Annotated in this window: 15 protein-coding genes and 1 riboswitch; of the genes, 13 read left to right on the forward strand and 2 right to left on the reverse strand. The window is 69.0% G+C overall.

Translation table 11 applies throughout. The features are described 5' to 3' along the window. From gatA to CXY81_RS13930, 6 genes are all read left to right on the forward strand, one after another. Nucleotides 1-1,587, forward strand: coding sequence for an Asp-tRNA(Asn)/Glu-tRNA(Gln) amidotransferase subunit GatA (gene gatA, locus CXY81_RS13910; protein WP_104169891.1), 1,587 nt, complete (start codon nucleotides 1-3; stop codon nucleotides 1,585-1,587). After that, nucleotides 1,587-3,092 (forward strand): Asp-tRNA(Asn)/Glu-tRNA(Gln) amidotransferase subunit GatB, encoded by a 1,506-nt coding sequence (gene gatB / locus CXY81_RS13915; protein ID WP_104169892.1) that lies wholly within the window; start codon nucleotides 1,587-1,589, stop codon nucleotides 3,090-3,092. The genes gatA and gatB overlap by 1 nt, the downstream gene beginning before the upstream one ends. Beyond that, nucleotides 3,092-3,406 (forward strand): hypothetical protein, encoded by a 315-nt coding sequence (locus CXY81_RS16200; protein ID WP_146067705.1) that lies wholly within the window; start codon nucleotides 3,092-3,094, stop codon nucleotides 3,404-3,406. The genes gatB and CXY81_RS16200 overlap by 1 nt, the downstream gene beginning before the upstream one ends. 86 nt (nucleotides 3,407-3,492) lie before the next feature. Then, nucleotides 3,493-4,509 (forward strand): VIT1/CCC1 transporter family protein, encoded by a 1,017-nt coding sequence (locus CXY81_RS13920; RefSeq protein ID WP_369828399.1) that lies wholly within the window; start codon nucleotides 3,493-3,495, stop codon nucleotides 4,507-4,509. 548 nt (nucleotides 4,510-5,057) lie between these two features. Next, on the forward strand, nucleotides 5,058-5,222 hold the full coding sequence (locus CXY81_RS13925) for a hypothetical protein (protein WP_199183066.1): 165 nt from the start codon (nucleotides 5,058-5,060) through the stop codon (nucleotides 5,220-5,222). A gap of 319 nt (nucleotides 5,223-5,541) precedes the next feature. Next, a complete protein-coding gene (locus CXY81_RS13930; RefSeq protein ID WP_104195188.1) occupies nucleotides 5,542-5,721 on the forward strand; it encodes a hypothetical protein in 180 nt (59 codons plus the stop codon). A 28-nt stretch (nucleotides 5,722-5,749) separates the two neighbouring features. On the opposite strand, the gene CXY81_RS13935 is transcribed toward CXY81_RS13930, so the two are convergent. Continuing rightward, on the reverse strand, nucleotides 5,750-6,388 hold the full coding sequence (locus CXY81_RS13935) for a TIGR03086 family metal-binding protein (protein WP_233194178.1): 639 nt from the start codon (nucleotides 6,386-6,388) through the stop codon (nucleotides 5,750-5,752). Between the two features lie 123 nt (nucleotides 6,389-6,511). On the opposite strand from CXY81_RS13935, the gene dinB reads away from it, so the two are divergent. Continuing rightward, nucleotides 6,512-7,732, forward strand: a complete 1,221-nt coding sequence (dinB, locus tag CXY81_RS13940) for a DNA polymerase IV (RefSeq protein ID WP_104195190.1) — start codon at nucleotides 6,512-6,514, stop codon at nucleotides 7,730-7,732. Between the two features lie 54 nt (nucleotides 7,733-7,786). Continuing rightward, nucleotides 7,787-8,119 (forward strand): hypothetical protein, encoded by a 333-nt coding sequence (locus tag CXY81_RS13945; RefSeq protein WP_104170250.1) that lies wholly within the window; start codon nucleotides 7,787-7,789, stop codon nucleotides 8,117-8,119. Nucleotides 8,120-8,559: 440 nt separating this feature from the next. Here the strand turns inward: CXY81_RS13945 and nhaA are convergent, their stop codons facing one another. Continuing rightward, nucleotides 8,560-9,933 (reverse strand): Na+/H+ antiporter NhaA, encoded by a 1,374-nt coding sequence (gene nhaA, locus CXY81_RS13950; protein ID WP_104195191.1) that lies wholly within the window; start codon nucleotides 9,931-9,933, stop codon nucleotides 8,560-8,562. Nucleotides 9,934-10,293: 360 nt separating this feature from the next. Beyond that, nucleotides 10,294-10,403: riboswitch (TPP riboswitch) on the forward strand. 37 nt (nucleotides 10,404-10,440) lie between these two features. Between nhaA and CXY81_RS13955 the strand changes: the two genes are divergently transcribed. Genes CXY81_RS13955 through CXY81_RS13975 form a run of 5 tightly spaced genes read left to right on the forward strand, consistent with a single transcriptional unit; the run spans nucleotide 10,441 to nucleotide 14,284 of the window. Continuing rightward, nucleotides 10,441-11,073 carry an ECF transporter S component gene (locus CXY81_RS13955; RefSeq protein WP_104170252.1) on the forward strand — a complete coding sequence of 211 codons (633 nt, stop codon included), beginning with the start codon at nucleotides 10,441-10,443 and terminating at the stop codon, nucleotides 11,071-11,073. A gap of 10 nt (nucleotides 11,074-11,083) precedes the next feature. Then, on the forward strand, nucleotides 11,084-12,607 hold the full coding sequence (locus CXY81_RS13960; protein WP_104195192.1) for an ABC transporter ATP-binding protein: 1,524 nt from the start codon (nucleotides 11,084-11,086) through the stop codon (nucleotides 12,605-12,607). After that, nucleotides 12,604-13,386 carry an energy-coupling factor transporter transmembrane protein EcfT gene (locus CXY81_RS13965; RefSeq protein ID WP_104195193.1) on the forward strand — a complete coding sequence of 261 codons (783 nt, stop codon included), beginning with the start codon at nucleotides 12,604-12,606 and terminating at the stop codon, nucleotides 13,384-13,386. Before CXY81_RS13960 ends, CXY81_RS13965 begins: the two co-directional genes overlap by 4 nt. Continuing rightward, nucleotides 13,373-13,996 carry an ATP-binding protein gene (locus CXY81_RS13970; RefSeq protein WP_233194179.1) on the forward strand — a complete coding sequence of 208 codons (624 nt, stop codon included), beginning with the start codon at nucleotides 13,373-13,375 and terminating at the stop codon, nucleotides 13,994-13,996. The genes CXY81_RS13965 and CXY81_RS13970 overlap by 14 nt, the downstream gene beginning before the upstream one ends. A gap of 27 nt (nucleotides 13,997-14,023) precedes the next feature. Further along, nucleotides 14,024-14,284 carry a hypothetical protein gene (locus tag CXY81_RS13975; RefSeq protein WP_104195195.1) on the forward strand — a complete coding sequence of 87 codons (261 nt, stop codon included), beginning with the start codon at nucleotides 14,024-14,026 and terminating at the stop codon, nucleotides 14,282-14,284. Nucleotides 14,285-14,299: the final 15 nt, after the last annotated feature.

Below are 14,299 nucleotides of genomic sequence, written 5' to 3' on the forward strand. Positions count from 1 at the left end.
ATGACCAATGTGATCAAGCTGTCCGCCGCCGACCTCTCGGGTCTGCTTGTCGAACGGTCCATCAGCTCCGTCGAGGTGACCCAGGCTCACCTGGACCAGATCGCGGCCGTCGACACCGGTGTGCACGCGTTCCTCCACGTGGCCGGCGAGGCCGCGCTCGCCGCCGCAGCCCGCGTCGACGCCCGGCGTGCCGCCGGGGAGGTGCTCGGGCCGCTCGCCGGGGTGCCGATCGCCATCAAGGACGTGCTCGCCACTATCGACATGCCCTCGACCGCCGGTTCCAAGATCCTCGAGGGCTGGATCGCCCCGTACGACGCCACCGTGGTCAGGCGCGTGCGCGACGCCGGGCTGATTCTGCTCGGCAAGACCAACATGGACGAGTTCGCGATGGGCTCATCGACCGAATTCTCCGCCTACGGCCCGACGCACAACCCGTGGGACTTCGACCGGATCCCCGGCGGCTCCGGCGGTGGCTCCGCGGCCGCGGTCAGCTCCTTCGAGGCGCCGCTGGCACTCGGCAGCGACACCGGCGGCTCGATCCGCCAGCCAGCCGCCGTCACCGGCTCGGTCGGCGTCAAGCCCACCTACGGCGGTGTGTCCCGCTACGGCTCGATCGCTCTCGCATCCTCGCTCGATCAGGTCGGCCCGGTGACTCGCACGGTGCTCGACGCCGCCCTGCTGCACGACGTGATCGGCGGGCACGACCCGCTCGACTCGACGTCGCTCACGGACACCTGGCCCTCGATGGCGGCCGCCGCACGCGCCGGCCTCGCCGACGGGGCGCTCACGGGGGTGCGGGTCGGCGTGATCAAGGAGCTGAGCGGCGACGGATTCCAGGCCGGAGTTGCGCAGCGCTTCACCGAGACCCTCACGCTGCTTTCCGCGGCGGGCGCCGAGATCGTCGAGATTTCCGCCCCCAGCTTCGAGTATGCGATCGCTGCCTACTATCTGATCCTCCCGGCGGAGGCGTCGAGCAACCTGGCGCGCTTCGACTCGGTGCGCTTCGGCATCCGGGTCAACCCGGAAGACGGCCCGCTGACCAGCGAACGGGTCATGGCGGCCACGCGCGACGCGGGCTTCGGCCCCGAGGTCAAGCGCCGCATCATTCTCGGCACCTACGCCCTCAGTGCCGGCTACTACGACGCCTACTACGGCAGCGCGCAGAAGGTGCGCACGCTGATCCAGCGCGACTTCGACGCGGCCTTCTCGAAGGTCGACGTGCTGGTGTCGCCGAGTGCGCCGACCACCGCGTTCAAGTTCGGCGAGAAGATGGCCGACCCGATGGCCATGTACCTCAACGACGTCACTACGATCCCGGCCAACCTTGCCGGGGTCCCCGGCATGAGCCTGCCGATGGGACTCGCGCCCGAGGACGGCCTGCCGGTCGGCCTTCAGATCATGGCGCCCGCGAAAATGGATGCCCGTCTCTACAGCTTCGGAGCCGCCGTCGAGGCGCTGCTCGAAGCATCCTGGGGGCACACCCTCCTCAGCCGGGCGCCGGAACTGGCGCTCAGAGAAATGTTCGCCGGCACAGCCACAGGCACAGCCACAAGCACAGCGTTCACGAGCACAGAGGGAGCCGTCTGATGAAGAAGGCCGAACTGATGGACTACGACAAGGCCCTGGAGCTGTTCGAGCCGGTGCTCGGCTTTGAGGTGCACGTCGAGCTCAACACCAAAACAAAGATGTTCTGCGGCTGCGCGAACGAATTCGGCCAGGGTGCCAACACCAACACCTGCCCCACCTGCCTGGGTCTGCCCGGAGGGCTGCCGCAGGTGAACGCGAAGGCCATCGAATCGAGCATCCGTTTAGGGCTCGCCCTCGGCTGTGAGATCGCGGAGTACTCGCGGTTCGCCCGCAAGAACTACTTCTATCCGGACACCGCGAAGAACTTCCAGACTTCGCAGTACGACGAGCCGATCGCGTTCAACGGTCAGCTCACGATCGAACTCGAAAGCGGACGCCTGGTCACGGTCGACATCGAGCGCGCCCACATGGAGGACGACGCCGGCAAGCTCACCCACGTGGGTGGGGCGACCGGTCGCATCCAGGGTGCCGACTACTCGCTGGTCGACTACAACCGCGGCGGAGTGCCGCTGGTCGAGATCGTCACCCAAATGATCGAGGGCGGCGAGGCGGACTCACCCGAGATCGGCCGCACCTACGTTGCCGCCATCCGCGAGATCGTGAAAGCGCTCGGCGTCTCCAACGCCCGGATGGAAGAGGGCAACGTGCGTTGCGACGCGAACGTGTCCCTGCGCCCGCGCGGCTCGAACGTGCTCGGTACGCGCACCGAGACCAAGAACGTGAACTCGCTGCGTTCGGTCGAGCGGGCCGTGCGGTACGAGATCCAGCGTCAGGCGGCCCTGCTGCACGCCGGTGGAACCATCACTCAGGAGACCCGGCACTGGCATGAGGACACCGGCATCACCTCGGCCGGCCGGCCCAAGTCCGACGCCGACGACTACCGGTACTTCCCGGAGCCCGACCTCGTTCCCGTGGCCCCGTCGCGGGAATGGGTGGAAGAACTCCGCGCCACCCTGCCGGAGCCTCCGGCCGCCCGCCGCAAGCGGCTTCAGGCCGACTGGGGCTTCGCCAACCTCGAATTTCAGGATGTCGTCAACTCCGACCTCCTCGACGCCGTCGAGGCAACCATCGCAGCCGGCGCCGCAGCCCAGGCCGCCCGCAAGTGGTGGACCGGCGAGGTTGCCCGCCTTGCGAACGCCTCCGGTGTGTCCGCCGACTCGCTTGTGCAGCCGGCGCAGGTCGCCGCACTGATCGAACTCGTCGTGGCCGGAACGCTCACCGACCGCCTGGCCCGGCAGGTGCTCGAGGGCGTCATCGGCGGCGAGGGCACTCCGCTCGAGGTCGTCGAGTCCCGCGGTCTCGCGGTCGTCTCGGACGATGGCGCGCTGATCGCGGCGATCGATGAGGCTCTGGCCGCCCAGCCCGACGTTCTGGCCAAGATCCGCGACGGCAAGGTTCAGGCGGCCGGAGCCGTGATCGGCGCCGTTATGAAGGCCATGCGCGGACAAGCGGATGCCGCCCGCGTGCGCGAGCTCGTGCTCGAGCGTGCCGGATCGGCCGAGTAATGGGCCTGCGGAACACGCGCCAACCTGCCGCCGACGGGTACCCCGGTTCCCAGCCGGGTGCCCTCGGTGTGGGAGCGCAGGTCGTGGTGCGCTTGGACCGTGGTCGGTATCCGGACGCCGACGCCGAAGACCCGAGCGGCGTGATTGTGGCGGCCGGAGAACTCCAGGGCGCGGCCCTCTACGCCCCCGTTTCCGGACGGGAAACCGTATGGATCGTGGAGTTCGACGAACCCTTCTACGGTCTCGACGGTTCTGGCCCGCACGCGTCGGCTCGGGTGGCGCAGAGCTCGCTCGAAGCCGCCCCCGAGGCGTAACCGTCGTGGAGCAGGAGCGCCCGGCGACCGCGCGGGACATCCGTCGCTGGCGCCGCTACCTGGCAGACGAACGGGCCGAAGCGACGGTGTACCGCGACCTCGCCGGACGCCGTAGCGGCGAGGAGCGCGAGATCCTGCTGGCTCTGGCCGACGCCGAGGGGCGCCACGAACAGCACTGGCGGCACCTTCTCGGTGACCAGGTCGGAGCCCCGCGCCGGGGCGCGATCCGCACCCGTTTCCTGGGGTTCCTGGCCCGCAGGTTCGGATCGGTGTTCGTGCTTGCCCTCGCCCAGCGTGCCGAGGCCCGCTCCCCGTATGACGCCGATGCCGACGCCACAGACACCATGGCCGCCGACGAGCGCATCCACGAGGAGGTCGTGCGTGGGCTGGCCGCTCGCGGCCGGCAGCGGCTGGCTGGCACGTTCAGAGCCGCGGTCTTCGGGATCAACGACGGCCTCGTCAGCAACCTGGCCCTGGTGCTGGGCATCGGCGCCACCGGAGTGCCCGCCGCCACGATCCTCTTCACCGGTATCGCCGGTCTCCTCGCCGGGGCACTCTCGATGGGTGCCGGCGAATATGTCTCGGTACGGTCCCAGCGTGAGCTGCTCGAAGCCTCAACGCCGAATCCGGCGTCCCGGAATGTGCTGGCCCATCTCGATTTGGCTGCGAACGAACTGACCCTGGTCTATCGCGCGCAGGGGATGCCCCCGGAGAAAGCGGAGATCCATGCACGCGAGGTTCTGCGCACGATGGCCATCGCGACCGGCCCGGTCGACGTCAAGAAGACCGGCGGCCTGGCTCCGGCGGTCGACGAGCACGAAGCCATCGGCACGGGAATCGGAGCGGCCACGTCGAGCTTCTGCTTCTTCGCCTCCGGGGCGATCCTGCCGGTGCTGCCGTATCTGTTCGGCCTCGACGGGATCACCGCGGTCATCGCAGCAGCCGTGCTCGTGGGGCTCGCCCTGCTGGCCACTGGCGCCATCGTCGGGCTGCTCTCGGGCGGGCCGCCCTGGCGGCGCGCCATCCGTCAGCTCATCATCGGTTTCGGTGCTGCCGGCGTCACCTATCTGCTGGGTCTTATCTTCGGAACCTCGATCGCCTAACGCTGCTCCCGAGCCGCCGTGCTTGAGGTGGCCGCAATTCCGCTCAGAACCGCGCCGGGGTTCCTTCGTGTGCGCCTGCCGCACGGCCGGCTCCGATTCGGCCCTTTTTCCGGTGCACGGATGTTCGTGGCCGGTTCGCTGAGGAGGGTGCGCCCGGTCGGTGAGGTCCACTGCAGGGTTCTGCCGGGCAGGGGCACGGAGCTCCACCGGGTCTCGGACTGCTCGCTATAAATGGGCTTCATGAGGGAGACGTTACGGGTACCCACTGACATTCGATGCCCCAGGTCGGCGACCGTCAGCGCCCTGTGGATAACCCGATCAAACTCATATTGCAGAGGAGGAGTGGTGCTCGCTGCGGGGTTTGCTTCGGGCATCCGTCATGGGGCGCGCCACCCGCATCCGTCCTCACGGTATTACGGAGATTTTTGGGGAAACGCCGGTTTGGGAGCCGGTCTGGGCGGCGTGTTGCGACAATCTCCGAATTAAGCGACTACGGCCGCGACGGGTGCTCCGGGCTGGGTGGCAACGAGAGCGCCTGCGACTTCACGGTGAACTCCGACCAGTGCGAGATCTCCCACGCCGGCGACGAGGAGTACGCGGCGCAGATCTGGTACTGGTCCACTCCCATTGAAAACTGCCTCGACGGCCGCACCGACGTGAAGTGCACCGACTACTCCGACTGGACGACCGCCTGGCAGGAGATCAAGGGTTAGCGCGGCATCCCCATCCGGCCGAGCCGAATCGGAGGAATCATGACGGGTGACACGGCGTCGCCGGGGCAACGGATGCCGGTGCCGCCGCACCGGGACACGCTCGCCCGGCGGGGTTCGATCACGCTGAGCCGGCATCCGCGGCTTCGCCTGACGCTGAGGCTGTCCACCCCTCTGCTCTGGCTCGGCCTGATCTACATCGTTGCCCTCGCCGCCCCGCTGATCACCTCTCTGTGGACAGTCGACAGCTTCACGGGCACCATCACACGGTCCTGGACGCTCGATAACATCATCACCGTGCTCCGTTTCGCTCTACCAGACGGTGACGGTGCGCACCGCGGGGGCGGGCGTCAAGACGCTGCCGATCTGGATTCTGGACACCCTGTTTCGCCCCACCCAGGCACCGAACGTCAACGTCATCGCCGTGGTGCTGGTGCTGGTGTCGATCGTTCCGATCTACATCGCCCAACGCATTGCCGGCGCGGAAAAGGAGAGCCGGTAGCACCAGGCCTGGAGGTGCAGCCCGCGGGCTACGGCCGGCGCGGATCCCGGCCGGTCAGGGCGAGCAGCCGCGTCTGCAGCGGCGCGTTCTCGTCGGATGGTACCGGGGAGGCGAAGAGGCCGCTGGCCTCGAGGGTGTCCCGCTGGGGCTCGAACACCGTCCAGACCGCCTCGATCAGGGCCGGGTCGAGGGACTCGTCGGCGGCCGTTGCCCGCGCCAGGTCCCAGGAATGGATCGTGACGTCGGAGACCTGCTCGCGCAGGTAGTCGGATGCCGTCACCGTGTCATACGACAGGGTCACCGGTGCATCGGCCGGGGTCGTTGCCCAGGCTGCGGCCGCCAGCGCCGAATAGATGGCCCATTCCTTCGCGAGGTCCGGGCCCAGCGGGGTGAGTGAGCGCCGGGCGTCGAGCACCGAGAGGCCGCGCAGCAGCGCGGGGACCCACTGCTGTTCCAGCACCACGTGGCGCACCAACTCGGTCACGGTCCACTCGGTGTCCGGTGTGGCGGCGGCCCAGTCGGTGATCATGTCGACGCGGGCCCCGAACTCTTCGGCGGCCTGTTTCTGCAGCGCAAGCCAGTCATACGTCATGGGACTCCCTCGGTAGAACGGGTAGAGCGGGTAGAACGGGTGGAACGGATGCCCCTGCAACGCTACAACCGGCATCCGTCACCGTGCATTCCGTCACCGTGCATTCCGCCGCGGCGCTGTTCACGTTCTCCCGTCGCGGAATCGGTCGCGGGCTGTCGCCGGTCCGGGTTAGGGTCTCTCCATGAGCAGGCAGGACGCATGAGCAGGCAGGATGGCAGCGATCGCACGGTCTCGACCGATGCGGTCGACGACAGCTCCGCGACCCTGCTCCACATCGACCTGGACGCGTTCTTCGCGTCGGTGGAACTGCTCGATCACCCCGAACTGGTGCACCTCCCGGTGATCGTGGGACACCGGTCCGGACGCTCGGTGGTCACGGCGGCGAACTACGTGGCCCGACGCTACGGCGTCAATTCGGCCATGCCCATGGCGCTCGCCCTGCGGCGCTGCCCGGCGGCGGTGGTGCTCGAACCGCACATGGGCCGGTACAAAGAATACTCGGACCGGGTGATGCGCATCTTCGAAGATTTCACGCCGCTGGTCGAGCAGCTCGGCATCGACGAGGCCTTCCTCGATGTGGCGGGTGCTCGCCGTCTGCACGGCTCCCCGGCCGAGATCGGCGCGAAGATCCGGGCCCGGGTCAAGTCCGAAACCGGGCTCACCTGCTCGGTCGGAGCGGCGAGCACGAAGTTCGTCGCCAAGATGGCGTCGGGCCGGGCGAAACCCGACGGCCTGCTCGTGATCCCCGCCGAAGACACCCTCGCGTTCCTGCATCCGTTGCCTGTCGGCGCCCTGTGGGGGGTCGGCGCCACGACCGAGCAGGCGCTGCTCGGGCAGGGCCTGCGTCAGATCGGCGACCTCGCCCGCACTCCCCTCGCCGTGCTGCAGAAGTGCGTGGGCGAGGCCGCCGGCCGCAAGCTGCACGAGCTGGCCTGGGGGAGGGACCCTCGGTTGGTCACGGTGGAACACGAGGAGAAGAGCGTCGGCCACGAGGTCACGTTCGAATTTGACGTGACGGATGTCGCGCGGCTCCGCAGCGAACTGCTACGGCAGTCCGTCGCGGTGGCTGCCCGGCTGCGCCGCGCCGGCCTCGTCGGCCGCGGCGTGGTGCTCAAGGTGCGCTACACCGACTTCAGCACCGTCACCCGCTCCCGCACCCTGTCGGAACCGACCAGCGTCGGACGCCGGATCTACGAGGAGGTGGCCGCCAGCTTCGACGCGCTGGCGGCGTCCGGCATCCGGGTGCGCCTCATCGGCGTGCGCGTTGAGCAGCTCAGCGATGGCGACGGCAGTGGCGCCGGCCTCTGGGACCCTGACGATGACTGGCGGGGAGCCGAACGGGCCGTGGACTCGGTTACCGCAAGGTTTGGGCGCGGCATGGTGCGCCCGGCGTCGCTGCTGGATCCGGACAAACCCTGACCAGGCCACCACTGATCAGGCAACCGCAAACCAGACAGGGGGTAGCCTGAATCCATGACTAGCCTTCCAGAGAAGCTCGCAGATATCTCTCGTACCGCCGGCGTCAGGTCGGCCTACGGTGATCCGGTCCAGGTGGACGGCGTCACCCTGATTCCCGTTGCTCTCGTCTACTACGGCTTCGGCGGTGGCGAGGGTGACTCCGCCGCCACCGGCAGCGGGTCCGGCGGCGGGGGCGGCGGAGCATCCCTGCCGATCGGCGCCTACGTCAAATCGGGCACGACGGTGCGCTTCGAGCCCAACGTCATCTCGTTGCTCGCGGTCGGCATCCCGTTCCTCTGCGTGGCCGGCAAGGCGATCTCCCGCGTCGTCCGCGCCCTCAAACGCTAGCAGCGAGTGCGACCAACCGCCCGGTCGCCCAGCCACTCCGACTGAGGATGTCGGGCTGCTGACTGCGCTCCAGCGCTATCAGTGCCCGCCGGCCAGCTCGATGAGTGAGTCTCCATGGCCGAGGTTGAGGGGGGTTCGCGGATCGGGGGCTCCGTTGCGCTTGTTCCTGATTCCGACGCACGTTTGCGCGCGGACAGCGACGAGGTGGATGAACGTGCACTCCAACCGCCGCGTCATTCGAGCCCAAGGACCTGCGGTACATCCGTCCCGAACAAATTCGACGGAGATTGTGCCCTCAACGGCGCGTTTGGGCTCAAAAACGGGTGTTGATCGATGAATCTCCGTCGAATTGGTTCGGCGCCGGGCACGGCGTTCCGCCCGTGACGACCAGCAGACACTCCGGCTGAGGGAGTTGGGCGGCTGGGTGCGCTCCGGCCCTGTCAGTGCCCGCCGAACCGCTCGTCGCGAGCCGGATCGGCCTCGAACACGTCTGGGACGCCGTCGTTGTCGGCGTCGAGCGCCTCCTTGTCGGCGATGCGTCCGTAATGCCGGTTGCGGCTCCGCAGCACCACGGTCGCGAGTAGTGCCGCCAGCAGCGACCCGGTCAGGATGGCCACTTTGGCGTGGTCGTCATGCGGGCTGCCCTGCCCGAAAGCCAGCTCGCTGATCAGCAGCGACACCGTGAAGCCGACACCGGCGAGCATGCCGACGCCGATCACATCCACCCAGGCCAGATCCGGGTCGAGGGCGCCCCGGGTGGTCTTGGTGACCAGTACGGTGGCGAGCAGGATGCCCACCGGCTTTCCCACCACCAGGGCGACGACGATTCCGATCGCGACCGGGTCGGTGAGGGCCGTGGTCAGGCCTGACACGCCGCCGATCGTGACCCCGGCGGAGAAGAAAGCGAAGACCGGCACGGCGAAACCGGCCGAGAGCGGGCGGATGCGGTGCTCGAGGTTCTGCGCCAGGCCCGGGCCGGCGTCGGGTCCGCCGCTACGTCGGCTGCGCAGCACGGGCACGGCGAAGCCGAGCAGCACTCCGGCCACCGTGGCGTGGATGCCGGAGCCGTGCACGAGAGCCCAGGTGGCGAGGCCGAGCGGCAGCAGAACGGTGCCCGCGGCCCACCTGGTGGTGCCGAACAGGTAGGAGTACTTGTGCGCCAGAAAGGCGAAGAGGCCCAGCGGCACGATGGCGAGTAGCAGTAGAACGGGCTGGAGGTCGCCGGAATAGAAGAAGGCGATGATGGCGATGGCGAGCAGGTCGTCGACCACGGCCAGGGTCAGCAGGAAGATGCGCAGGGCGCTGGGCAGTTTGGAGCCGATCACGGCGAGCACGGCCACGGCGAAGGCGATGTCGGTTGCGGTGGGGATGGCCCAGCCGCGCAGCATTTCCGGCCCCGAGCTGAACGCGATCGCGGTAAAGATCACAGCAGGAACGATGACGCCGCCGACGGCCGCGGCGACCGGGACGACCGCGCGGCTGAAGGTGCGCAGATCGCCGGCGACGAACTCACGTTTGAGTTCGAGCCCGGCAATGAAGAAGAAGATCGCCAGGAGTCCGTCGGCGGCCCACGCGCCGAGGCTCAGATTGAGGTGCCACGGCTCGTAGCCGATCTGAAAGTCCCGCACCGCATAGTAGAAATCGGAGGCCCCGGTGTTGGCCAGGATCAGCGCGAGAACCGTCGCCACCAGCAGGAGAGCGCCGCCCACGGTCTCTTTGCGCAGGATCGTCGAGACGTGCAGGTACTCGGGATAGCTGCTGCGGCGAAAGACGTTCAGTTTCGGGGTGGGAGGAAGAGGTGATGGTTTCGGCATGGACGAGCCTCAGTCAATCAGGATTTTGTGGCACACGAACATTGCTGTCGACCAGACTTCCCGACTCACCACTTCGAGCGTACCGCGTTCGGGCGCTCAACGCCGCCCGCGCTAGCTACACCGCCAGCGGCCCATCCGCTGGCGGGAGCCCGGCCCTTCCCGCCAGCTGCGGGGGATGTGCCAGGGTCCGCGCACGGGTAGCCCGCGTCGCATCCGTCGTCGCCGCAAAATGAAGTGGCGCAGCAACAGAAGCAACAGCCCGGCGAGGATCAGGGGAACGGTGAACGTCATTCGCGCCCGACAGTGATGCGGGGGCGAGGCGAGGACTCCATCCCGCGAGTCTAGGCCGAGGTCTATACTTGATACGAACACGGGAGTCCGGTCAACCGGGCTGAGAGGAAGCTTCTGAAGCTTCGACCGTCGAACCTGATCTGGATCATGCCAGCGCAGGGAGGCAGATTTTCTCGTTCCCGTGCCCTGGAACCATCTACGGAAAGGGCACAAAAAGTGCACGCAACAACCACCCTTCTCACCTCCACCACGTCCCGCCGGCCGCGTAACTTCCGGTGGCGGGTCGTCGACATCGTAATCGCCAGTGTCATCGGCGTGGCCAGCGGGCTGATTTTCGTCGTCTGGAACCAGGCATACAACCCGCTCAGCGGCGTGCTCACTCCGCTGCTGCCGGGCCTGCAGGCTCTCCTGGGCGGCGGATGGCTGTTCGCCGGTGTGCTCGGTGGCCTCATCATCCGCAAACCCGGCGCCGCGCTCTACACCGAGCTGCTGGCGGCGGTCGTGTCGACCCTGGTCGGCGGCACCGCCTGGGGGGCCACCATTCTGGTGTCCGGCCTGGTGCAGGGTCTCGGCGCGGAGCTGGTCTTCGCGCTGTTCTTCTACGCCAACTACCGCCTCGTCGTGGCCCTGCTCGCCGGCGCGGGCGCCGGCCTTGCCCTCGCCGTCAACGACCTGTTGCTCTGGTACCCCGGATCGGCCGTTCCCTTCATCACCATCTACACAGCCTCCTCGATCGTCTCCGGCATTGTCGTGGCCGGACTGCTGTCCTGGCTGGCCATGCGTGGCCTCGCCCGCACCGGCGCTCTGTCGCGGTTCGCCGCCGGGCGATCGAACCGCACCCAGGTCTAGGGGGACGGCGATGACACCGGCAGCAGCGGCATCCGTCTCGGGCGCGTCCGTCGTGGCCCGCGGCTGGGGATGGCGGCATGCCGGGCGGCGGGGCTGGGCCGTCGACGGCCTCGACCTGCGAATCGAGCCGGGCGAGCGCGTGCTGCTGCTCGGCGCTTCCGGGGCCGGCAAATCGACTCTGCTGCACGCCCTCGCCGGGGTTCTCGGCGGCGACGAGGAGGGCGAGCAGCGCGGTCAGCTGCTTGTGAACGGCGCCGGGCCGACCGCCGCGCGAGGCCAGGCCGGGCTGCTGCTGCAGGACCCTGACTCCCAGGTGATCCTGGCGCGGGTGGGCGACGACGTCGCCTTCGGCTGCGAGAACCTGGGGGTGCCCCGCGAGGAGATCTGGCGCCGGGTGAGCGACGCTCTGGACATGGTCGGCCTGGACCTGCCGCTCTGCCATCCGACGTCGTCGCTGTCGGGCGGACAGAAGCAGCGCCTCGCCCTCGCTGGGGTGCTGGCGATGCGGCCGGGGCTGCTGCTGCTCGACGAACCCACAGCGAATCTCGACCCTGGAGGCGTGCTGGATGTGCGCGATTCCGTTGCCCGCGTGCTCGAGAACTCCGCGGCGACGTTCATCGTGATCGAACATCGGGTCGCCGTCTGGCAGAACCTTGTGAACCGGGTGATCGTGCTCGACGCGGCCGGGGGAGTGCTGGCCGACGGCCATCCCGACGACGTGCTGACCAGGCAGGGGGAACGGCTCGCGGCCGCGGGTGTCTGGGTGCCCGGGCGGGGCAACGGTCTGGCTTCATCGCGGGGCGAGACCCGCTCGGCGTCGGCGCCCGGCTCGGTTCCTCTGCTCCGCACGCCCGGCCTCGCGATCGCACGCACGCGCGCCGACGTGCTCGCCCGGGACATCGACCTCACGGTGCACGCCGGCACCGCTCTGGCAGTCACCGGTCCGAACGGCGCCGGCAAATCGACCCTGATGCTCACCCTCGCCGGCCTGCTGAAACCGGCCGGGGGAGCGGTGCTCGCGAGCCCGGAGTTCGCCGACGGGGCCGACGAGGAACCGATCCGCTGGAAGTCCCGCCAGCTGCTCACCCGCATCGGCACCGTGTTCCAGAGCCCGGAGCACCAGTTCGTGGCGGCCACAGTGCGGGCCGAACTCGCCGTAGGGCCGCGCGCCCTCAAACGGCCAAAGGCGAACATCAATGCCCGGGTCGACGAGGTGCTGCAGCGCCTGCGCCTGGACCACCTGGCCGAGGCGAACCCGTTCACCCTCTCCGGCGGCGAGAAACGTCGGCTGTCGGTGGGCACCGTGCTGGCCACCCAGCCACGGCTGCTCATGCTCGACGAGCCCACCTTCGGCCAGGACCTGCGCACCTGGCGGGAGATCGTGGCCCTGCTCGACGAACTCCTGCGGGAGGGCACCGCGGTGGTCGCCGTCTCGCACGACACCGACTTCGTGGCCGCCCTGGCTGACCGGGAGTATCACCTGACCGGGCAGGCCGGCCCCAGCGTCACGCCGCGGCCGGCGGTGTCCCGGTGAGCGTGCTGACGCCTGCCCGGGGAACCCAGGCCATCTTCCGGATCAACCCGGTCGCGAAGCTGGCCGCCGCGCTGCTGCTGGCGGGCGTGCTCATCCTCACCATCGACTGGGTCTCCGCCGTCGTCGCCCTCGCCTGCGAGTTCGTGCTCTTCTTCTGGGCCGGGCTGTCCCTGAAGGCCTTCGCGGTGCGCACCCTGCCGGTCTGGATCGCCGCACCAACCGCCGGCGTCACCACCCTGCTCTACGGGCAGGCGGCCGGGGCGGTCTATTGGTCCTTCGGGCTGGTGAACGTGACCGAGGGATCACTCGAGCTGGCCATCGCCACGACCCTGCGCATCCTCGCCATCGGACTGCCGTCGGTCGTGCTCTTCGTGACCGTCGACCCCACCGACCTGGCCGACGGCCTCGGCCAGGTCGTGAAACTGCCGGCCCGCTTCGTGCTTGGCGGTCTGGCCGGGCTGCGCCTGGTCGGCCTGTTCCTCGAGGACTGGCACGCCCTCGAACTGGCCCGGCGGGCCCGCGGCATCGCGGACCGCGGCGTCCTGCGACGGCTGCTCAGCCAGGCCTTCGCCCTGCTGGTGCTGTCGATCCGGCGCGGCAGCAAACTCGCGACCGCGATGGAGGCCCGCGGGTTCGGCGCCTCGGTGCGGCGCACCTGGGCCCGCCCCTCCAGCTTCCGGGGGCGCGAGGTGGCCCTGGTCGGCATCGGTCTGGCCGTGGCCCTGCTCTCGGTGAGCGTCTCCGTGGCGACGGGAAGCTGGAACTTTGTCCTCATCTGATCTGCCCACGGCCGCCCTCGAACCGGCCGCCCCAAATCCGGTCGGTGACCGACGGATGCTGCTGGCCCCCGTGCTTCGCGACCTTGCCGCCGCCGGGGTGGCGCCCGTCGTTCTCATCGACGGGCCGAGCGGCGCCGGCAAGAGCACCCTCGCCGACGCGCTCGTCGTCGCCTGGCCGGGACCGCTCCGGCCCACCCTGGTGCGGCTGGACGACATTTACCCCGGCTGGCAGGGGCTGGACGCCGCCGTCATGCACCTGGGCGAACAGGTGCTCACCCCGAGAAGACTGGGCCGGCCCGCCGCCTGGCGGCGCTACGACTGGGAGCGGCGCGAGTCGGCAGAATGGCACCCGGTCGACCCGGCCCGCCCGCTGATCGTGGAGGGCTGCGGAACCCTGGCGGCCGCCCACGCGCCACTCAGCGACATCCGGGTCTGGCTGGCCGCCGACGACCGCATCCGCAAGCAGCGGGCCCTCGCCCGGGACGGCGAACTGTTCCGGTCGCACTGGGACCAGTGGGAAGCGGGCTGGGACGCTTACCGAGAGCGGGAGGCGCCCGAGCGGCAGGCGACGATCCGGCTGGCCGGGACCCCGGACATCCGACGCCCGTAAGTCGGTGCCCGGGACTAGGTTGGAGGTATGGCTGATCAAGGTGCTGAAAATGTCGTTTACACTGCGGAATTCATTGACGGTCCCCTCGCGGGCCAGGTCGACACCCGGGTGCTGATCCAGGGCAAACATGACGCCCGGGTCAGCATGATGGCCGCCGTCGAGGGGGTCGAAACGCTGTTCTGGTACGACGAGGAGGACGTGCGCGATGTGCAGGGCCGCGTGCACGTGCGCTACCGGTTCGACGCGGGCGAGAGCGACCCGTACCAGTCGACCGGCGAGGGCGAGTAGCCGGCAGCCCGATGC

It is taken from the genome of Cryobacterium sp. M25, assembly GCF_002929635.1.
GTDB lineage: Bacteria > Actinomycetota > Actinomycetes > Actinomycetales > Microbacteriaceae > Cryobacterium > Cryobacterium sandaracinum.

Excerpts from the sequence above, each read along its gene's own strand:
- dinB (WP_104195190.1), top strand. The coding sequence starts at position 6,512 with ATGAGCAGGCAGGATGGCAGCGATCGCACGGTCTCGACCGATGCGGTC.
- gatA (WP_104169891.1), top strand. The coding sequence starts at position 1 with ATGACCAATGTGATCAAGCTGTCCGCCGCCGACCTCTCGGGTCTGCTT.
- CXY81_RS13975 (WP_104195195.1), top strand. The coding sequence starts at position 14,024 with ATGGCTGATCAAGGTGCTGAAAATGTCGTTTACACTGCGGAATTCATT.
- CXY81_RS13935 (WP_233194178.1), bottom strand. The coding sequence starts at position 6,388 with ATGCCGGTTGTAGCGTTGCAGGGGCATCCGTTCCACCCGTTCTACCCG.
- CXY81_RS13945 (WP_104170250.1), top strand. The coding sequence starts at position 7,787 with ATGACTAGCCTTCCAGAGAAGCTCGCAGATATCTCTCGTACCGCCGGC.
- CXY81_RS13960 (WP_104195192.1), top strand. The coding sequence starts at position 11,084 with ATGACACCGGCAGCAGCGGCATCCGTCTCGGGCGCGTCCGTCGTGGCC.
- nhaA (WP_104195191.1), bottom strand. The coding sequence starts at position 9,933 with ATGCCGAAACCATCACCTCTTCCTCCCACCCCGAAACTGAACGTCTTT.
- gatB (WP_104169892.1), top strand. The coding sequence starts at position 1,587 with ATGAAGAAGGCCGAACTGATGGACTACGACAAGGCCCTGGAGCTGTTC.
- CXY81_RS16200 (WP_146067705.1), top strand. The coding sequence starts at position 3,092 with ATGGGCCTGCGGAACACGCGCCAACCTGCCGCCGACGGGTACCCCGGT.